Genomic DNA, 18,281 nt, shown 5'->3' with positions numbered 1-18,281 from the left:
GCGGTGCGCATCAGCGCGATCCCGGCTGCCTGGGAACCGGTGAAGCCCACGGCCTTGATGGCCGGATCGGCCACGAGGGCCTGGCCGATGCTGGCCCCGGGGCCATAGATCAGGGAGAAGACGCCCGGGTGCAGACCCAGGTCCTTGACGGCCTTGACCACGGCCTGACCCACGAGCTCGCCCGTACCGGGGTGGGCGTTATGGGCCTTGAAGACCACCGGGCAGCCGGCGGCGAGGGCGGAGGCGGTGTCTCCTCCCGCCGTCGAGAAGGCCAGCGGGAAGTTGCTGGCGCCGAAGACGGCCACCGGCCCCAGCGGGATTTGGCGCTGGCGGATGTCCGCCCGGGGGAGCGGGGTGCGCTCCGGCTGGGCGGGATCGATGCGGACGCCGCGGAAGTCGCCCTGGCGGACGACGGAGGCGAACAACCGGAGCTGGCCGGTGGTGCGGGCACGTTCGCCCTGCAGCCGGGCCGCGGGCAGGCCGGTCTCCTGTCCCGCGCGGATGATCAGCTCGTCGCCGATGGCCTCGATGTTGTCCGCGATGGCATCGAGGAATGCGGCGTGGGTCTCGGGATCGAGAGTGCTGAAAGACGCGTACGCCTCAGCGGCTGCGGCGGTGGCTGCCTTGAGCTGCTCTTCGGTGAGCAGGGTGTAGGCGGGTTCCAGCTGTTCGTTGCTGGCGGGGTTGAAGCCAAAGGCGGTCTTGCCTTCGCCTGCGACTGCGTGCCCTGCGATGAGGGAATGTCCGGTGAGTGTCACTGTGGTTACTCCTAGGAGATGGTGGATCAGGAGACGGTGGCGATGAGGGCTTTGAGGTCGGCCAGGTCCTGCGGTGCCAGGTTCTGCAGCGGCGGGCGGACTCCGCCGGCCGAGCGGCCGATGGCGTCCAGGCCGCCCTTGACGATGGACACGGAGTAGCCCTTGACCCTGTCGCGGATATCCAGGTACGGGATCACGAAGTCGTTGAGCTTCTTGTTGACGGCGACGCGGTCCTGGTTGCGCACGTCCTGGTAGAAATCCAGGGCGAACTGCGGGACGAAGTTGTACATGGCGCTGGAGTAGGTGCTCATGCCCAGCTGCAGCAGCGGGAGGGCAAAGGTTTCCGCCGTGGGCAGGCCGCCCAGGTAGAACAGCCGGTCACCGAGCTTGGCGTAGACGCGCGCGTCGTGTTCGAGGTCGCCCACACCGTCCTTGAAGCCGATCAGGTTCTCGTGGCGGTCGGCCAGGGTGGCTACGGTGGTGTCCTTGTAGATCGCGTTGGCGCGGTTGTAGATGATGACACCGAGCGAGGTGGAGCTGCAGACCGCGCTGACGTGGTCAATCAGGCCGCCCTGATCAGCTTCGGTCAGGTAGGGCGGCAGGAGCAGGATGCCGTCGGCGCCGGCTGCTTCGGCGGCCTGGGCGTTTTCAATGGCCTGGGCCGTCGAGCCGCCGGCCGAGGCCAGGACGGGAACAATGTTTCCCACCTCCTCGACGGCGGCGCGGACCACGCGGGCCGATTCGGCCGGAGTGAGGGAGAAGCCCTCGCCGGTGCCGCCGGCGGCGAAGAGGCCTGCCACCGGGAAGCTGGCCTGCCAGGCCAGGTGCTTGCGGTAGTTCTCCTCGTCGAACTGGAGCTGTGAGTCGAACGAGGTCACCGGGAAGGAGAGCAGCCCGTCTTTCAGAACGCTGGCAAGTTCCTGGGGTGAATGTTTGGCCACGATGAGTCCTCCATGTCGGCGCCGCGTCGATGCGGCAGTTGATGTCTTCTCCTTCAGCCTAGGGAGCCTGATGATGCATGTCTAAGTTCATTTTTGTATGCATTGATACCATCCGTGCATCACTCGTGTTGGGTCAGTTCTCCTGGAACTCGAGGGACCTCAGGGCCCGGGCGAGGGCAGGGTTGGTGATGCTGCGGTTCCAGATGGCGTGGAGCTCCACGGGATCGTTGACGCTGCTCTGCAGCGGCAGGAATTCGACGCCGTGGACGCCCAGCAGGGTCGCCGAGTGCGGCACGAAGGCCACACCCCTCTTGGCGGCGACCAGGGACACCATGGTCAGGATCTGGCTGACGGTGTGGACCACGTTTGCGTGCTGGATGGAGATCATCCGGACCACGAGGTCGTAGAAATACCGGGCTTGGGTCGATGAGTGCATGATGAGCGGCTCGTCCCGGAGGTCCTCTTCGGTGATGTTCCTGGTGAGGCCGGCCAGCGCGTGGCCGGACGGCACTGCCAGCACCATGGCTTCTCGGTACAGCAGGTGGGAATCGAAGACCTCATTGTCAAAGGGTGGCCGGGCAAGGCCGAGGTCGAGTTCACCGGACTGCAGCCCGGCGATCTGCTCACCGGTAACCAGTTCCTGCAGGTCGATGTCGACGTCGGGGAGCGTGGCTGCGATCTCCTCCAGCAGCGGGCCGAGGATACTGAAGCCGCTGGCTGCCGTGAAGCCGATCCGCAGCAGGCCCGACCGCCCCGAGGCGATCCGCCTGGCTGTTATGGGCGCCCGGTCCGCCAGCGCCATCAACCGGCGGGCTTCGTCCAAAAAGGCGCGGCCTGCGGCGGTGAGCTCCACCTTGCGGTTGTCGCGTTCCAGCAGTTCTGCCCCCACCGCCTTTTCCAGCTTCTGGATTTGGCGGCTCAGGGGCGGCTGGGTCATGTTGAGGCGTTCGGCAGCCCGGCCGAAGTGGAGTTCCTCCGCCACGGCAATGAATCCTGCAAGCTGGTCAAAGGTAAACATGATGCCTTCCGGGTATCACTCGATGCATATTCGGGCTTAGACATGCATCATAGTGGCTTCTTACACTCGATACAGCTAACCGGCCGTGATCCGGTTCACAAATGCCCGGGGCTGTTGCCCCACAGTGCTAACGAGGAGTTCCAATGATGCACTTCCCCACCCGCCGAGACTTACTTGGGACGGCTTCGGCCATAACGCTCCTGGCCCTGACTGCGTGCGGCAACGTTGCCGGCGGCAGTGCCGATTCGTCGAAATTCCCCAGCGGACCCATCAACGTGACCGTGGGGCAGGCCGCGGGCGGCAGCACGGACCTGATTGCCCGGGCCGTCGCCGAGGGTGCCTCCAAGACCCTCGGCACCCCGATGCCCGTAGTCAACAAGCCTGGCGCCAACGGCGCCCTCGCCACCAAGGAAGTGGCGGGCAAGCCTGCCGACGGCCAGAACCTGCTCCTGGTGACGGCATCGCTCGTCACCATCACGCCGCTGGCGGTCACAGCGGACGAAGCGGTCAACATCGACGACCTTGACATCATCACCGGCCTGTCCCAGGACGACTACGTGCTGGTTGCCAGCACCCAGTCCGGGTTCAAGAGCATCAAGGACGTGACCGCGGCCGGCCGCAACATCACCTTCGGCACCACGGGCGTGGGCACCGGCAGCCAGCTGGCCCAGACCGTGCTCTTCAAGCAGGCCAACGTACAGGGCACCGACGTTCCCTTCGACAGCGGCAAGCCCGCGCTGACGGCTGTCCTGGGCAACCAGGTGGAGCTGGCGACCATCCAGCTTGGCGAAGCAATGCCGCAGATCCAGGCCGGAAAGGTGGCGCCCCTGCTGGTCTTCTCCGAGGAGCGGAACAGCTTCCTCCCCGAGGTCCCCACGGCCAAGGAGTCCGGCTATGACGTGCCGGTGGCCCAGTACCGCGCCGTCGCAGCCCCCAAGGGGACCCCGCAGAACGTGAAGGACAAACTGCTCGCTGCCTTCAAGGAGACCTTCAAGTCGGATGCCTACAAGGAGTTCAACAAGAAGAACATGCTGACCCCGAAGGAAATCTCCGGCGAGGAAGTGGTGACGCAGTGGAAGGACTACGCCGCCAAGTACAAGTCCCTGGTTGAAAAGTACGACATCAGCCTCAGCGGAACGAAGTGATTCCAGTGAAGGAAACACCTGCAGCGGGGGCCGGCCGCCAGCCGACGGAGCTGCCGGCAGGGCTGCCGGAGGAGTTGCCGGCTGACCTGCCGGACGACCTGACGCCGGAACAGCTTGCGGCGCAATGGGAAGAGGAGAAGCCGCCGGCTGCGGGCCCCCTTGCCAACGCCGCGTCATCCCTGGCGGTGCTCGGCGTCGGCATCGGTGCGCTGGTCCTTTCCGTCGCTATGGGCCTGGGTACTCCGTCAGCACCGCAGCCCGGGCTGTGGCCCTTCATCATCAGCTGCGTCATGGTGGCCCTGGGCCTTTTCCAGCTCATCGCGGGACGCCACAACAGGGACGCGGAGAAGTTCACCCGCATGTCCACGGCCCCGCTGACCGGGCTGGTCACGCTCGCCGCCATGGTGGCACTGATGCCGCTGATCGGCTTTGAACTGCCCGCACTGGTGCTGTGCATCATCTGGATGCGTTTCCTGGGCGGCGAGACCTGGCGGTCCACGCTGCTCATCAGCACCATCGTCGTCGCGGCGTTCTACGGCATCTTTGTCCTGGCGCTCGGCACGTCCATCCCCCACCTCTTCTAGGAGACCCCCGTGGATTTTCTGAATCCCGTTATCAACGGATTTGCGGTTGTCCTGGAGCCGACCAACCTCCTGTACTGCCTGATCGGCGTCGTCATCGGCATGCTGATCGGTGTGCTGCCCGGACTGGGGCCCGCGGCAACCATCGCCATCCTCCTGCCGCTCACTTACAACGTGGAGCCTGTCACCGCCATCATCATGCTGGCCGGCATCTTCTATGGCGCCCAGTACGGCGGCACCATCACGTCCGTGCTCCTCCGGCTGCCCGGTGAAGCGTCCTCCGTGGTTACCGTCTTCGACGGCTACCAGATGGCCAAACAGGGCAAGGCCGGGACCGCACTGGGACTGGCCTCCATCGGCTCATTCGTCGGCGGCACCGCATCCATCATCGGCCTGACATTCCTTGCTCCGGTCGTGGCAAGCTTCGCACTGGATTTCGGCCCGCCGGAGTACACCGCCCTGGCGATGCTGGGCATCCTGCTCGTGGCCACCATCAGCAGCGGGTCCAAGGCCAAGGCGCTCGTCGCCGCTGCCCTCGGACTGCTGCTTGCGACGGTGGGCCGGGACATCTTCACCGGTGAAAGCCGGTTCACCTTCGGCAGCCTGGACCTCGCTGACGGCATCGACTTCGTACCGATCGCCATGGGCATCTTTGGCCTCGGCGAAATCCTCTACAACCTCGAGGAGCGCCACCGGGCTGCGAAAGCGCCCTCCAAGGTGGCCAATGTCTGGCCGTCACGGAAGGACCTGAAGCAGGCCTCCGGTGCGATCGGGCGCGGCTCCGTCCTGGGATTCTTCCTGGGAATCCTCCCCGGCGGCGGCGCCACCATTGCGTCGATGGCGTCCTACGCCATGGAGAAGAAGCGGGCCAAGCAGCCTGAACGATTCGGCAAGGGCGCACCGGAGGGCGTCGCCGGACCGGAAACGGCCAACAACGCCGCGGCAACGTCGTCCTTCATCCCGCTGCTCACCCTGGGCATTCCGGCCAACGCCACCATGGCACTGATGTTCGGCGCCCTGCTGATCCAGGGCGTGACCCCGGGGCCGCAGCTTGTGGAACAGGATCCGGAGCTCTTCTGGGGCGTGGTGAACTCCATGTACATCGGCAACATCCTGCTGCTGATCATGAGCCTTCCGCTGGTGGGCATCTTTGTGAAGATCCTCCGCGTCCGGGCCGCCATCCTGGCTCCCGTCACGGCCCTCATCACGCTGATGGGCGCCTACACCATCAACAACAGCATGTTCGAGGTCTCGCTGGTGGTCGTCTTCGGCATCGTTGGCTACCTGATGAAGAAGTTCGGCTTCGAACCGGGGCCGCTGGTGCTCGCGTTCGTGCTCGGCGAACTGCTGGAAAGCTCCATGCGGCGTTCACTTCTCGTATTCGGCGGCGACCCCATGGGCTTCTTCGGCCGTCCGATCTCCGCCACGCTGATTGTGGTATTCGTCCTGGTCGCTGTGCTGCCGGGTGTCAGGGCCATGCTGGCCAAGCGCAAGGCCTCCGCAGCAGCAGAGCCTGCACCGGCCAAAATCAAGGAGAAGGTATGAGCATCATCGTTGGATTCGTTCCCACCCCTGCGGGCGAGGCCGCACTCACGGCAGGCATCGCCGAAGCCACCCTCCGCAACGAGGACCTGGTGATCGTCAACTCAGCCAGGGAGGGTGCGCTCGTGGACAAGTCCGTGGCGGGCGAGGACGTGCTGGCCCGGGCAGCCCAGCGTGCGGCGGAGGCCGGCGTCACGGCAAAGGTCATCCAGCCGCCCTACCATCATGACCTGGCCGACGAATTCCTGGACGTTGCCCGCGAAGCGAACGCGTCGCTGATCGTCATCGGCCTGCGGCACCGTTCGCAGGTTGGCAAATTCATCCTGGGCAGCCATGCCCAGCGCATCCTGATGCAGGCTGACCGCCCGGTTCTGGCAGTGAAAGCCGACGGCGCGCACTTCTAACGCAGGCACTTCCAGCGTGGACCCGCCGTCACGCGACCCGCCGCCACGCGGCTGGACCGCAGGCGATCCGCACCCCAGGGGCGGTACGCGGCCTTCACAGGTGCGCGGCCGCCCCTTGCCGTACCTACTACAACAGGCCCGCTACTTCCGCAGTGCCCCCAGCCCGGAAATCAGCGCCTCGAGGCCCAGGCTGAAAGCGACGTCGGCAGGCCTTTCGTGGCCCTGTTCCGCCAGGCTCCGGACCGCTGCCGTGAAGTTGGGCGTGGATTCCGCCATGCTGCCCGGATCGAAGATGTCCGCCGGGGCCGTGACGTCGTAGGCCGAACCGAAGATAAACGACTCCAATGCCACGATCGAGGAGACGATGCGCTCCTGGGGGAACCCGGCCTCGCGCAGTCCCTGGCTGACGGTCTCGTACATGGCCAGGGTCTGCGGCGCATCCGTAACCGGCAGGACCGCGATGACCGGGATCAGTGGGGTGTGCTTGGAAAAGACGTCCCGGTAGCTCCACGCCCACTGCCGCACGGCATCGTCCCACGGCTCCGTGCCGAAGGCGGACACATCCACCAGCGATGCGAGGTGGTCCTCCACCAGGACCAGGACGTCCCGTTTGGACGTCACATGGTTGTAAAGGGCCGACGGCGCCACCTGCAGTGAGCGTGCCAGTGCGGCCATCGTCAGGCCGTCGTAGCCGTTCTTGCCGATCAGCCGCAGCGCGGCAGACGTAATGCCCGCCTGGTCCAGCACCGCCGAGGACGGCCTTCCCGCGCGGCGCTTCGCCGGGATATCGGGGTGGCGGGAGTCCGTGGCTGGGCGTGCGGCTGCCGGCATCGTCGGCCTTTCTGCTGGCGGGGTCCCCAGCATTATTCCATTGACCCCTTCCGTGACGTCCCGGAACCCGCTATAGTTTTCGTAAATGAATGGCATTCATTTAGTGGTCCGCATCACAATGGCGGCCACAGAGAGGACATCATGCTGGAACTTGACCGCGACGTCGTTGTCGTAGGAGCCGGCCCCTCGGGCCTCACGGCAGCCCGCGAACTGAAGAAGGCCGGGCTCAGCGTCGCCGTGCTGGAAGCGCGGGACCGCGTGGGCGGCCGCACCTGGACCGACACCATCGGCGGCGCCATGCTGGAAATCGGCGGCCAGTGGGTCTCGCCGGACCAGACGGTACTCCTGGAACTCCTGGACGAACTCGGCCTGGAAACCTACTCCCGCTACCGTGACGGTGAATCCATCTACATGGGCGCCGGCGGGACGAAGACCCGCTACACCGGGGATTCCTTCCCGGTCAGCGAAACCACAGCCGCCGAAATGGACAAGCTGATTGGCCTGCTGGACGGGCTGGCGGCGGAAATCGGCCCCACCGAACCCTGGGCCCACCCCAAGGCGCGCGAACTGGACACCATTTCCTTCCACCACTGGCTCCGCCAGAACTCCCCGGATGAGGAGGCCTGCAACAACATCGGCCTGTTCATCGCCGGCGGGATGCTGACCAAGCCCGCGCATGCATTTTCCGCGCTGCAGGCCGTGCTGATGGCAGCTTCCGCGGGATCGTTCACCCACCTGACGGATGAAGACTTCATCCTGGACAAGCGGGTTGTGGGCGGAATGCAGCAGGTCTCACTGCTGCAGGCGCGGGAACTGGGTGACGACGTCCTGCTTAACAGCCCGGTGCGCACCATCAACTGGACGGAAGAGCACGACGGCGGCCCGCGCGTCACCGTGGTGTCGGAACGGGCCACCGTCAACGCCCGCTACGTGATCATGGCGGTGCCGCCGAACCTGTATTCGCGCGTCTCCTTCAACCCGCCGCTGCCGCGCCGCCAGCACCAGATGCACCAGCACCAGTCCCTGGGCCTGGTCATCAAGGTGCACGCCGTCTACAAGACGCCCTTCTGGCGCGAAGACGGGCTGTCCGGAACCTGCTTCGGTGCCGGCTCGCTGGTGCAGGAGGTCTACGACAACACCAACCACGGGGATTCGCGCGGCACCCTGGTCGGCTTTATTTCCGATGAGAAGGCCGACGCCGTGTTCGAGCTCAGCGCCGAGGACCGCCGCCGCGCCGTCCTCGAATCCGTCGCGGCCTTCCTGGGGGACAAGGCACTCGAGCCGGAGGTGTACTACGAATCCGACTGGGGCTCCGAGGAGTGGACGCGCGGGGCCTACGCCTCCAGCTACGACCTCGGCGGCCTGCACCGCTACGGCAAGGACCAGCACCAGCCGGTGGGGCCCATCTACTGGAGCTCCTCCGACCTCGCGGCCGAGGGGTACCAGCACGTGGACGGCGCCATCCGGATGGGGCAGCTGACTGCCGCCCGCGTGGCCGCCGTCGCCAGGGTCGCCACCCCGGCCTAGGGAGCGGGTTCCGGCGGCGTCTGCCGCCGGAACCGGGCGCCCCGCCATTCAACGTCGAATGAATCCTCAGGAGAGGCAACCCCCATGTCAACCGCCACCCAGCCGGGCAAGGCTGCACACAAAACCCTGAGCGAAAAGGGACTGAAGGCCGGATCGGTGGGGCTGGTCGGCGCCGTCGTCATCGGGGTGTCCTGCATTGCCCCGGCGTACACCCTCACTGCAGCCCTCGGGCCCACCGTTTCCGAGGTGGGCGTGCACCTGCCGGCGATCTTCCTGGTGGGCTTCATCCCCATGCTGCTCGTTGCGCTGGGGTACCGCGAACTCAACAACGCAATGCCCGACGCCGGAACCTCCTTCACGTGGGCAACGCGCGCCTTTGGGCCATGGATCGGCTGGATGGGCGGCTGGGGCCTGATCGCCGCCACCATCATTGTGCTGTCCAACCTCGCCGCCGTGGCCGTGGACTTCTTCTACCTCATGCTGGCCCAGCTCTTCAGCAACCCTGAACTGGGCGGGCTGAGCAGGAACCTGCCCCTCAATATCGCCACCACCCTGGTCTTCATCGCGCTGGCCTGCTGGGTGTCCTATCGCGGAATGGAAGCCACGAAGGGCGTCCAGTATGTCCTGGTGGCGTTCCAGCTCCTGGTGCTCGGCTGGTTCGCGGTGGCGGCATTCAGCCACGTTGCCAACGGCTCGGCCTTCGATGCCACAGCCATCTCGCCGGACTGGTTCAACCCGTTCGCCGTGGACTCCTTCTCGTCCTTCGCCGCCGGTGTGTCGCTGTCGATCTTCATCTACTGGGGCTGGGACGTCACGCTGACCATGAACGAGGAAACCCGTAACCCGGAAAAGACGCCGGGCCGGGCCGCGACCGTTACTGTCCTGGTGATCGTGGTCATTTACATGACGGTGGCGCTGGCCACGCTGTCCTTCGCGGGAATCGGCGAGGAAGGACTGGGCGCCGGAAACCCCGAGAACCAGTCCAGCATCTTCGCAGTGCTCGCCGGTCCGGTGATGGGCCCGTTCGCCATCCTCATGTCCCTGGCAATCCTGAGCAGCTCGGCGGCGTCCCTGCAATCCACGTTCGTGTCACCGGCCCGGACCCTGCTGGCCATGGGCCACTACAAGGCGCTGCCGCTGAAGTTCGGCAAGGTCAGCCCCCGCTACAAATCCCCGGGCTACGCCACGGTGGCCGCGGCCGTGGCGGCCGCCGCCTTCTATGTCATCACCCGGACCACGTCCGAGAATGCGCTCTGGGACACCATCACCGCGCTGGGCATGATGATCTGCTTCTACTACGGCACCACGGCCCTGGCCTGCGTCTGGTTCTTCCGCGCCCAGGCCTTCAGCGGCGTCCACGCTTTCCTTTTCAAGTTCCTGGCGCCGCTGCTGGGCGGCGTCATCCTGCTGGTCATGTTCGTCAAAACGGCCTATGACTCCATGGATCCCGACTACGGTTCCGGGTCCTCCGTGGGCGGCGTGGGGCTGGTGTTCATCCTCGGCATGGGCGTGATCCTGCTGGGCGCGGCGGTCATGCTGGTGATGGCGAAACTCCGCCCGAAATTCTTCCACGGGCAGGTCCTGGCCCGCGGGATCTGAGGTCCCGCGGGTTCTGGGGTCAGGCGCTATTCCTGGCACGCGCCCGCGAGGCCCTGATCATCATCGAAATGCTGATCGCTTCCACCACGGCAATGGCAGCGCACATCCAGTAGAGGCCGTTCAAAGCGACCAGGCCGATGGCGATCAGGCCGGTTACGACCGTGACGATGACCGGCATCAGCCAATCCGGTCGCACTGATTTGGGTGTGGTGTCCGGCGTGGTCATGAGTTGCTCCTGGGCTTGGGTGGCTTGTGTTTGGTGTTGCCCGTCATTGAAAGTAAGCACGCTTACTAATAAGCTGGGCCGGGTGGGGACCTTCCCCAGCTTGGACCAGAACGGGGTGAAAAGCATGTCTGACACAGCGACCATCAACAAAGTCACGGAGATCATCAACGGTTCCTATATCGGGATGCTGACCACCATCAACGAAGAAGGCGCCCTCGTCAGCCGGCCGCTTGCCGTCCAGGAAGTGAAGGACGACGGCGACATGTGGTTCTTCACGTCATCGGAAACTTCCCAGGTGGCGCACGTCCGCGCCGACCCGCGCGTGAATGTGTCCTTCGGGAAGAACACCGAATGGGTGTCGGTGGCCGGCACGGCTGAAGTGGTCACGGACCGGCAAAAGATCCACGGCATGTGGAACCAGGTGGTTGAAGCATGGTTCCCGGACGGACCGGACACCCCGGAAGTGGTCCTGCTGCGGGTCGACTCGGATTCGGCGGAGTACTGGACCAGCCCCGGCGGCAGGGCGGCAACGGTGTTTCAGTGGATCAAGTCCAAGGTGACGCACAGCCGCATGAGCGTCGGCGAGAGCGGAACCGTGGATCTGTAGTCCTCACTGCTGTTGCCGGAGTGCCGACAGCACCTCCGGCAGCAGCACGTCATTCCGTCCCCACACCGGGTCCAGGACCTCCACGTACCAGGAATCAGCCAGGACCAGGGCCAGCGATTCGTTGGTTTCATCCGACCAGTCGCGGAGCTGTTCTTCGTCCACGGGGTTTTCGCTGGACCCGAGCACCGTAACCACGTCGGCGCCGTCGAACGTGACCGGTACTGCCGCCGCGCTCGTTTCACCGGGGGCATGGCCGATGGTGATGAGCTCGGACCGGGTGGACAGGGCCATAAGTTCGGCCGCCGCCGCTGCGCTGCAGAAACCGGTCACGTACTGGCGCTGTGCATGGCCGTCGTCGGAGCGCACCCCCGGCTGGGATTCCTTCGTGAAGAGCCCGTTCCGGTTGATTTCCGCGAGGTCGGCGGCGATGGGCCGGGTCTCCTCGTCGAAGCTGGGCGCAAAGGTGCCGGGCTGGTATTCGCTCCGGGACTCAAGCCACCGGGCGGTGAGTTCACCGGCCGCTGCGAGCGTGGTGGCCTGCCGCCAGACTCCCCGGTCCGATCGCAACCTGCCGTGCTGGTCTCGTGTGTCCGTGACTAAAGGCTCCATTATGGGATGCTACCGCTGCCGGCTCAGGCCAGCCCAATGTCCCCGACACACCGGTTAACGTCCGCGCGGTGTATTTCCCGCGGCCTACGGCGGCCCTGGCGACTCACGGGGAAGGGACACCCGCTGCAGCTTCCGCCCGCCCCAGGGCATGTTCCAGCCGGGCGACGGCGGGAACGTAGCCCGCGGCTTCGACGGCGCGGAGCCGTTCGGCCTCTTTCATGGCTTTGATCAGGGCCGCCGTTTCGGGCCGTCGCACGTCGGTCATATCCGGGAAGTCGATGCAGCACGCAGGATCGAGCTCGTAACGCTGCCACCGGGCCAGTACCGTCCGGTGACGTGCGGCCGCCGCCTCCAGGTCCTGGTGTGTGGCGGCCCGGTGCAGCCGCTCTTCCTGCCAGGCCAGCACGCGGGGACTCCACACAAACGACGCCACCGCCGTGAATGCGGCGAGGGAACCCGTTGCCAGGCCCAGCCAAGGTGACGCAAGTGAGGGGATCAGGACAGCCGGGAACACTATCACCAGTCCGGCGAAGGCGTCCCAGAAGACGGCGTCGAGCTGCCCGGCGTCGCGCCTGGCGTGGTACCGCGCCGAAAAGACCGCACCGGCCACGCCGCACACCACAACGGCGGCACAGACGGCCAGCTGCAGGGACCCCATGGGGACCGACTCCGTGATGTCAGACACCGCTCCACCTCCGACGGAACCTGACCGGGGTGGCTGGGTTCCGTTAATTCCATTGGAATCCCGGCAGGCCCGGCCGTCAATGGGCAGGACTCCCGGCGTGTCCTGCCCGGGATTTTTTGCGGCCCGGTCCCGTTCCGGCGCGGGGGGCGCACGGGTAGCCTAGGCAGCATGCGACTAAAAATGTGCAGCATCCACGTCAAGGACCCGGCCTCGGCGCACCAGTTCTACACGGAGACCCTCGGTTTTGAGACCCTCATGGTCATGCCCGAATACAACCTGTACATCGTGAAGGATCCCGGCTCCAACGGGGGCAGTTCCGCGTCCGTGGGGCTGCTGCTGGAGCCCAGCGACAATCCCATTGGGGCGAACTACATGAACGGCCTGCACGACGCCGGGATTCCGGCGATCGTCTTCGGCGTTCCCGACGTCCGGGCCGAGTACAAGCGGCTCACTGCCCTGGGCGTCATCTTCCAGGCCGAACCGACCGAGGACCCCACCGGCATCTCAGCGGTGCTGGACGACGGCTGCGGGAACTTCGTCCAGCTACACCAGGACTAGGGCAGGACCAGCGGCGCGGGGGCCTGGACCGGACCCGCGCCACGGCTGGTACTGTGGCCGCATGACTGCAGCTTTGGTTCGGCCCAGGAATGGCAAGATGATCGCCGGCGTCTGCGCCGGCCTAGCGGCAAGGTTCGGTATTTCAAAAGCCCTCGTCCGAATTGGCTTCGTGCTGTTCGGCCTGTTCGGCGTGGGTGAGCTGGTCTACATCGCGTTGTGGATCGTTATGCCGAAGGAGTGACTTCCTGTCCTGAGCATGGTGCCGCCACCGAATCCCGCACCACCAGGGGGCATGCCAAAACGGTGGGGTGGGCTGCGAAGGGTCCCAGATCAGTCTTGCCTTCAATGGCGTCAATGAGGTTTTCCGTGGCCCAGACGCCCATCTCGTAGTGCGGCAGTGCCACCGTGGTGAGGGCCGGATGGAGGTTCTCGGCGATGAGTTCCTGGTTGTCGAAGCCAACCACCGAGAGCTCGTCCGGAATCCTGAGGCCAAGTTCGCCGGCGGCCCGGTACAGGCCCATTGCCATGCGGTCGTTGTAGCAGAACACGGCCGTTGGCCGGTCCTCCGACTGCAGCAGGCGCACTGCCGCCTGGTAGCCACCGGGAACTTCGGAGTGCTCGGACTGGACCAGTCGGGAGTGGAACTCCAGGCCGGCATCCGCGAGCGTCTCCTTGAAGGCCCTGAGCCGGGAGTGCGTGGCGGGGACGTCATCGGTGTTGTTGATCATCCCGATCCTGGTGTGCCCGGCGTCGATCAGGGTCTGGACCGCCGCGCGCGCCCCACCCTCCTCATCAGGGATCACTGACGGGACGGTGTGGCCCACGTCCTCGGAATCGACCAGAACGGACGGAAGCCCGGCCAGGCTTTTCGGCACGCTGAACCGGCGGTGGTACATCGTGGCGTACAGGATGCCGTCGACCTGGCGGTCCAGCAATGCGGCAACATCGTTCTCCCTTGAATCCGCCGATCCGGTGCTGGTGGAGTTGATGATCATGATGTTGTAGCCGCGGCGCTTGGCGGTTTCTTCCGAGCCCAGGATGATCCTGCCGGCGTGCGGAGTAGTGGCGATTTCCTCGCTGATGAACCCGATCATCCCGGAGCGCTGGGTCCGCAGCGCCTGCGCCAGCCGGTTCGGGCCGTACCCGAGCCGGCGGGCAGCCTCGTGGACCCGTTCCCGGGTTTCAGCCCCCACCCGCGCGTAGGCAACATGGTTAAGGACGTGGGAGACGGTGGTGACGGACACTCCGGCCGCGGCTGCTACGTCCTTGATTCCCACTGACTTGCTCATGCGTCTCCCACGTCCTTATGTTGTTGCTGATTCTACGTGCGGCTCACACGGGCCGCGGTCAGCCTCCCCACATGGCCCGGTTCAGGGGAGTCACCGTCATGCTTTCGAGCCGCGCGGTTCCGCCTTCGGAGAAGACCGAGATGTTGGTCGCGCCAGCGTCCGGAAAGACCTGGTCCGTGATGGTCGTCAGGCCGTCCTGGGCGAAGAGTTCCACGGATGCACGGTCCACATACAGGCGCAGGCGGAGCCGGCCATTGATCAACTCGACCCGCGGGTCGGCTACTGAACTGAAGGCTGGATGAAACCCCTCGTTGCCGGAGCTGGTCCTGTCGATGGAGAGCCGTTTTGTGGACGGAGCGTAGCCGATCCGGGTGGCTTCGGTTCCGTTGCCAAGGACCTTCAGGCCAAACGACGACGCCGTGCCGGGGGAGAACTCGGCATCAATCTGCACCACGTCCCCTGTGACCGGAAGCGTGGTGGTTCCCGGCACGATGTCCTGGGCCGGCGCCGTGTACGTGGCCGCCGTGTTCTTCAACGCATCGGCCTGGGACACCACCTGCTGCCGCAGCCGCGGGCCCATGGACGTCTGGGTCAGTACGACTTCACGCGGCAAGGCCATCGTTCCCCGCCAGGTGGTGGTTGGGGTGTCCTGGCCGTAGTCCCAGTTGTTCATCCAGCCCACCATGATGCGCTTGCCGCCGGGAGCATTGTTGAAGGACACCGTGGCGTAGTAGTCCCTACCCCAGTCCAGCCAGTCGTGCTGCTCGAGATGGGAGGCGTCCGAGGAAACAAACTCATCCGCCAGGAGGTGTCCCCAGCCGCCGCGGCTGTTGTCCACGATCCTGATGGTGGCCTGGCTGCCCTTGTAGGCGCTGACGTCCCAGGCTTTCCACTCCAGATGTTCGGAGTCGTTGCCGGTGGCGGTCCGGACGGTCTGGCCGTTCACCACCAGGTTCACCGTGGTTTCGTTGCTCCGGGGCTTCGCCTGCTCCGAACCCAGCACCATGTGGTCAAGCGTCAGGTGGCCCCATGGCCCCGTTGCGTTGTCCACAACCCGGATGCGCGCGATCTGGCCGTACCAGGGGGACACGTCCCAGTTCTGCCAGTTCAGATCGCCTGAATTCGTTCCGGTTGCGGTACGCACCGGCACGCCGCCCACCAGCAGTTCGACCTGGAGTTGACCGTCAGTGCGTTGGCCACCGCCAAGAAGGAAACCGATATTGGTGTTGGTGAGGTAGAACTCCGGGGACGTTATGGTGCCCACATTGTTGTCCTGATTCGGTCCCCCTTCGAAGGTGTTGATCCGTTTTCCGATGGCGAATTCACCGCCCGACGTCGAGGGGTTGACTGCCGCCTGAAAGTCGCCGGCGAGCTGCCAGCCGGCTTGGGTGAGCGTTCCGGGGTAGTCGAAGCCGTCGAACAGCAGATAGCCCGGAGGGGCCTGGTTTCCCGACTGCTTTCCGGGTTCCTGCGGGTGCTTTCCGCCGCCGGCAAGGAAGTTGAGGTAGTCCTTGTCCACCGTGAAAGGTGCTGATTCCATGGTGCCAACCGGGTTGTCGCCGGCGTGGAAGCCGTTCACCAGCCCGCCTCCGATGTTGCCTGTGACCGCCATCTGTCCTGAAAGACTTCCGGGGGCGGGGGCGCTTCCCCAGGGACCGGAACTGTTCGATGGATCGTTCTGGACGTTCCAGCCGCTGTAGTTGCCGCCGTTGAAGCCGGCATAGACGTTGCCGGGTGGAAGCTGGTCGGCGGGATCGATGTTGTCGGCGGTGAACGTTGTGCCGTTGAAGGTTCCGACGAAGTACTGTCCGCCGCTGCCGCCGGCGACGGCTCCGGGGTTGATGTTCACGGCGAGGACCAACTTGACGTTATTAGGGTCTCCGTCGACGGCAAGGGGGAACAGATCCGGGCATTCCCACTGCCCGCCCGTAGCATTTGCCGGACCGAAGTCGTCCAGATAGTTCCATTGCAACAGGTCGTTGCTCTTGTAGAAGAGGACCCGGTGCTCGTCTGCTTCAACGGCGGCCATCACCCAGTAGTCCGGACCGGTCGGGTTGTCGTACCAGAAGACCTTGGGGTCGCGGAAGCTGGAGGTGTTCCTGTTGAGGACCGGGTTGTTGCCGTACTTGGTCCAGGTCTGCCCGTCGTCGGTGCTGAACGCCAGTGACTGCGCTTGTTTGCCGGCGAGGGTGGGGTGTGCGGCAGTGTAATTGCTCGTGTAGGTGGCCACCAGTGGCGGATCCAGGAGAGTCCCCAGTCCGCTGGTGTTCTGGGTGTCCACCACTACCGACCCCGAGAAGATTTCCTCGATGACCTGGCCGGATCCGTTGAAACCCCGCGGAATGGCGAGCGGCTGTTCCTCCCAGTGGATCAGGTCGGTGGAGGAAGCGTGGCCCCAGCTCATGTCCCCCCAGCGTGTCCCGTTGGGGTTGTACTGGTAATACATGTGGTATTTCCCGTTGTGGTAGACGAGCCCGTTGGGGTCGTTCATCCAGTTCGCTTCCGGCGTGTAGTGCACGTACGGCCGGTATTGCTGGGTGGCCGGGTCCGGGTCGGTGGCCTGGGCGGTACTGGCGGCAACGGTGAATGAGGCGGCAGTGAGTGCCACGGCCGCCCCGATCGACATTAAGGCTTTGATGCGATTTGTCATCTTTGACAGACCTTTCGTCTAAGGCTTGCGTTGCAGTACGACGACGGCGGACCCACCCTTGGGGCGGCGTCCGCCGTCGTCCTTTTTCATGCGGTCCGGTTACGGCGTGGGCCTGAACGCGTAGTTGGACGCGTACCGCACCACCTGGTTGCTATCGCCGCTGTCCAGCACCTTCGACCCGGAAGTTGACGCGTCCAGCACAACGGTATGCACCGTGATGGCTGACACCGTGTTGTTGGTGGCGATGTAGTTGTTGTTGCCGGAAGCCACCAGGATGATGGTGGGCGTCTGCCCTGAGGGTGTGACGGACCCGGAGGCCACGTCGAAGCTGAAGTGGTTTCCCGTGACGGTGTTGTTGCTGCCCGCGATGTGAACCAGTCCGAAGAGATCGTCCAGCCCGTTGTTGTAGGGCTTGAGCGGATCGAAGGGTTCCATCTGGCGCAGGAAATGGTTGGCCCCCACAAGGTTTTCCGTGCAGCTTCCTTCAAAATTCACCATGCCGGGGTAGAACGCATGGAAGCGGTTGGACGTGATGGAGGAACGCGTGCAGTCCTTGAAGTGCACGCTGCTCTTGCCCCTCGGGAAGACGTTGTTGCCCGTGACCAGCAGGCCCATGTGTCCCTCGGCGAAGATCGAGAATCCCACGTAGCCGGCCCCCATGAGGTTGTCCGTGACCTTCGAGGCCTGGCCCGATCCGGCCAGCTCCACGCATGATCCGCATTCGGCCAGGAAGTTGCCGCTGACGCTCAGGGCGTCCGTATCCCTCACCACGAGCCCATGCTCGAGATACACCATTCCCATGCCTTCGACCCGGCAGGAATCGTTGGCAGAATCGAAGCGGATGCCTGTTTTGCCGTTGGTGTAGTCGTTCTCGTTGGACCCGAAGGACACTCCGTCGAGGCAGAAGTTTTCGAATACCACCGCGCTGAGCCGTGGATCCCCGGTGCGGTAGACCCGGAAGGCGTCGGTGTTCCCGTCGGTGTTTTCCACCCGGACGCGGCTGCCGCCGGGATTGATCTCGTGCCAGCCTGAGGTGCTGCCGGCGTTGTAGCGGATGCTCAGGGAGGTGAAGCCGTGGCCCGATCCGCGGATGGTCAGGAAGCTGATGTCCACGTTGACGCGGGTTTTGAGGGAGTAGTCTCCCGGCGGGATGTAGATGACGGCGCCGGGCTTGGACGCCTGGCTGGTCTGCTGGCTCTTGATGTCAGCGATGATGCTGTTGATGATGAGCCCGATGTCGTTGTACGGGGTGGCGGACGGATTCCCTGGCACGCTCCAGGTGGTGACGTCGTAGACGGTGGTCAAAGCTGG

19 protein-coding genes are annotated in these 18,281 nt (G+C 65.0%); 9 read left to right on the top strand and 10 right to left on the bottom strand.

Going from position 1 to position 18,281, the window contains the following annotated elements; all coding sequences use genetic code 11:
- The 3 genes from AB0N24_RS13055 to AB0N24_RS13045 form a co-directional block, all read right to left on the bottom strand.
- Positions 1–758: aldehyde dehydrogenase family protein (locus tag AB0N24_RS13055; protein ID WP_364124648.1), on the bottom strand; the 758-nt coding region annotated here is incomplete at its 3' end.
- A 26-nt stretch (positions 759–784) separates the two neighbouring features.
- Positions 785–1,699 (bottom strand): 5-dehydro-4-deoxyglucarate dehydratase, encoded by a 915-nt coding sequence (gene kdgD / locus AB0N24_RS13050; protein WP_104174650.1) that lies wholly within the window; start codon positions 1,697–1,699, stop codon positions 785–787.
- 133 nt (positions 1,700–1,832) lie between these two features.
- On the bottom strand, positions 1,833–2,717 hold the full coding sequence (locus AB0N24_RS13045; RefSeq protein ID WP_364124645.1) for a LysR family transcriptional regulator: 885 nt from the start codon (positions 2,715–2,717) through the stop codon (positions 1,833–1,835).
- A gap of 143 nt (positions 2,718–2,860) precedes the next feature.
- Between AB0N24_RS13045 and AB0N24_RS13040 the strand changes: the two genes are divergently transcribed.
- Genes AB0N24_RS13040 through AB0N24_RS13025 form a run of 4 tightly spaced genes read left to right on the top strand, consistent with a single transcriptional unit; the run spans position 2,861 to position 6,389 of the window.
- Entirely contained in the window at positions 2,861–3,862 is a 1,002-nt protein-coding gene (locus AB0N24_RS13040) for a tripartite tricarboxylate transporter substrate binding protein (protein WP_364124642.1), read from the top strand.
- Between the two features lie 5 nt (positions 3,863–3,867).
- Entirely contained in the window at positions 3,868–4,446 is a 579-nt protein-coding gene (locus AB0N24_RS13035; RefSeq protein ID WP_364124640.1) for a tripartite tricarboxylate transporter TctB family protein, read from the top strand.
- Positions 4,447–4,455: 9 nt separating this feature from the next.
- Entirely contained in the window at positions 4,456–5,988 is a 1,533-nt protein-coding gene (locus tag AB0N24_RS13030; protein WP_364124637.1) for a tripartite tricarboxylate transporter permease, read from the top strand.
- Positions 5,985–6,389, top strand: a complete 405-nt coding sequence (locus AB0N24_RS13025; protein ID WP_104174654.1) for a universal stress protein — start codon at positions 5,985–5,987, stop codon at positions 6,387–6,389. The genes AB0N24_RS13030 and AB0N24_RS13025 overlap by 4 nt, the downstream gene beginning before the upstream one ends.
- Positions 6,390–6,530: 141 nt before the next feature.
- Here AB0N24_RS13025 and AB0N24_RS13020 read toward each other — a convergent pair whose 3' ends face one another.
- On the bottom strand, positions 6,531–7,220 hold the full coding sequence (locus AB0N24_RS13020; protein ID WP_364124634.1) for a TetR/AcrR family transcriptional regulator C-terminal domain-containing protein: 690 nt from the start codon (positions 7,218–7,220) through the stop codon (positions 6,531–6,533).
- Between the two features lie 141 nt (positions 7,221–7,361).
- On the opposite strand from AB0N24_RS13020, the gene AB0N24_RS13015 reads away from it, so the two are divergent.
- Positions 7,362–8,747, top strand: coding sequence for an NAD(P)/FAD-dependent oxidoreductase (locus tag AB0N24_RS13015; RefSeq protein ID WP_364124632.1), 1,386 nt, complete (start codon positions 7,362–7,364; stop codon positions 8,745–8,747).
- Between the two features lie 84 nt (positions 8,748–8,831).
- Positions 8,832–10,346, top strand: a complete 1,515-nt coding sequence (locus AB0N24_RS13010) for an APC family permease (RefSeq protein ID WP_364124629.1) — start codon at positions 8,832–8,834, stop codon at positions 10,344–10,346.
- Between the two features lie 19 nt (positions 10,347–10,365).
- Here AB0N24_RS13010 and AB0N24_RS13005 read toward each other — a convergent pair whose 3' ends face one another.
- Complete coding sequence (locus AB0N24_RS13005; protein WP_364124627.1) at positions 10,366–10,572, bottom strand: hypothetical protein; 207 nt, start codon at positions 10,570–10,572, stop codon at positions 10,366–10,368.
- Between the two features lie 124 nt (positions 10,573–10,696).
- Here AB0N24_RS13005 and AB0N24_RS13000 point away from each other — a divergent pair, with 124 nt between their 5' ends.
- Positions 10,697–11,179 carry a pyridoxamine 5'-phosphate oxidase family protein gene (locus AB0N24_RS13000; RefSeq protein ID WP_364124624.1) on the top strand — a complete coding sequence of 161 codons (483 nt, stop codon included), beginning with the start codon at positions 10,697–10,699 and terminating at the stop codon, positions 11,177–11,179.
- A gap of 3 nt (positions 11,180–11,182) precedes the next feature.
- Here the strand turns inward: AB0N24_RS13000 and AB0N24_RS12995 are convergent, their stop codons facing one another.
- Positions 11,183–11,788, bottom strand: a complete 606-nt coding sequence (locus AB0N24_RS12995) for a hypothetical protein (protein WP_364124621.1) — start codon at positions 11,786–11,788, stop codon at positions 11,183–11,185.
- 103 nt (positions 11,789–11,891) lie between these two features.
- Positions 11,892–12,473 (bottom strand): hypothetical protein, encoded by a 582-nt coding sequence (locus AB0N24_RS12990; protein WP_364124619.1) that lies wholly within the window; start codon positions 12,471–12,473, stop codon positions 11,892–11,894.
- A 168-nt stretch (positions 12,474–12,641) separates the two neighbouring features.
- Between AB0N24_RS12990 and AB0N24_RS12985 the strand changes: the two genes are divergently transcribed.
- Together AB0N24_RS12985 and AB0N24_RS12980 are read left to right on the top strand one after the other, a co-directional pair.
- The gene (locus AB0N24_RS12985) at positions 12,642–13,031 is read left to right on the top strand and encodes a VOC family protein (RefSeq protein WP_364124616.1); all 390 of its coding nucleotides are present in this window, start codon (positions 12,642–12,644) and stop codon (positions 13,029–13,031) included.
- 61 nt (positions 13,032–13,092) lie between these two features.
- Positions 13,093–13,272: a PspC domain-containing protein gene (locus AB0N24_RS12980; RefSeq protein WP_214952027.1), complete on the top strand. Its 180-nt coding sequence runs from the start codon at positions 13,093–13,095 to the stop codon at positions 13,270–13,272.
- Here AB0N24_RS12980 and AB0N24_RS12975 read toward each other — a convergent pair.
- The 3 genes from AB0N24_RS12975 to AB0N24_RS12965 form a co-directional block, all read right to left on the bottom strand.
- The gene (locus AB0N24_RS12975; RefSeq protein ID WP_104174664.1) at positions 13,256–14,320 is read right to left on the bottom strand and encodes a LacI family DNA-binding transcriptional regulator; all 1,065 of its coding nucleotides are present in this window, start codon (positions 14,318–14,320) and stop codon (positions 13,256–13,258) included. The genes AB0N24_RS12980 and AB0N24_RS12975 overlap by 17 nt on opposite strands.
- 58 nt (positions 14,321–14,378) lie before the next feature.
- Complete coding sequence (locus tag AB0N24_RS12970) at positions 14,379–16,970, bottom strand: GH32 C-terminal domain-containing protein (RefSeq protein WP_364124612.1); 2,592 nt, start codon at positions 16,968–16,970, stop codon at positions 14,379–14,381.
- Positions 16,971–17,069: 99 nt separating this feature from the next.
- On the bottom strand, positions 17,070–18,275 hold the full coding sequence (locus tag AB0N24_RS12965; protein WP_364124609.1) for a NosD domain-containing protein: 1,206 nt from the start codon (positions 18,273–18,275) through the stop codon (positions 17,070–17,072).
- Positions 18,276–18,281 lie beyond the last annotated feature (6 nt).

Origin of the sequence: Arthrobacter sp. NPDC093128 (genome assembly GCF_040683875.1) — a bacterium.
In the GTDB taxonomy this organism is placed as follows: domain Bacteria; phylum Actinomycetota; class Actinomycetes; order Actinomycetales; family Micrococcaceae; genus Arthrobacter.
This window is presented reverse-complemented; position numbering and strand designations above follow the sequence as displayed.

Bases quoted from the DNA above. Each gene is read 5' to 3' on its own strand.
- AB0N24_RS13045 (WP_364124645.1), bottom strand. From the start codon at position 2,717: ATGTTTACCTTTGACCAGCTTGCAGGATTCATTGCCGTGGCGGAGGAA.
- AB0N24_RS13040 (WP_364124642.1), top strand. From the start codon at position 2,861: ATGATGCACTTCCCCACCCGCCGAGACTTACTTGGGACGGCTTCGGCC.
- AB0N24_RS13025 (WP_104174654.1), top strand. From the start codon at position 5,985: ATGAGCATCATCGTTGGATTCGTTCCCACCCCTGCGGGCGAGGCCGCA.
- AB0N24_RS13020 (WP_364124634.1), bottom strand. From the start codon at position 7,220: ATGCCGGCAGCCGCACGCCCAGCCACGGACTCCCGCCACCCCGATATC.
- AB0N24_RS13015 (WP_364124632.1), top strand. From the start codon at position 7,362: ATGCTGGAACTTGACCGCGACGTCGTTGTCGTAGGAGCCGGCCCCTCG.
- AB0N24_RS13010 (WP_364124629.1), top strand. From the start codon at position 8,832: ATGTCAACCGCCACCCAGCCGGGCAAGGCTGCACACAAAACCCTGAGC.
- AB0N24_RS13005 (WP_364124627.1), bottom strand. From the start codon at position 10,572: ATGACCACGCCGGACACCACACCCAAATCAGTGCGACCGGATTGGCTG.
- AB0N24_RS13000 (WP_364124624.1), top strand. From the start codon at position 10,697: ATGTCTGACACAGCGACCATCAACAAAGTCACGGAGATCATCAACGGT.
- AB0N24_RS12995 (WP_364124621.1), bottom strand. From the start codon at position 11,788: ATGGAGCCTTTAGTCACGGACACACGAGACCAGCACGGCAGGTTGCGA.
- AB0N24_RS12985 (WP_364124616.1), top strand. From the start codon at position 12,642: ATGCGACTAAAAATGTGCAGCATCCACGTCAAGGACCCGGCCTCGGCG.
- AB0N24_RS12980 (WP_214952027.1), top strand. From the start codon at position 13,093: ATGACTGCAGCTTTGGTTCGGCCCAGGAATGGCAAGATGATCGCCGGC.
- AB0N24_RS12975 (WP_104174664.1), bottom strand. From the start codon at position 14,320: ATGAGCAAGTCAGTGGGAATCAAGGACGTAGCAGCCGCGGCCGGAGTG.
- AB0N24_RS12970 (WP_364124612.1), bottom strand. From the start codon at position 16,970: ATGACAAATCGCATCAAAGCCTTAATGTCGATCGGGGCGGCCGTGGCA.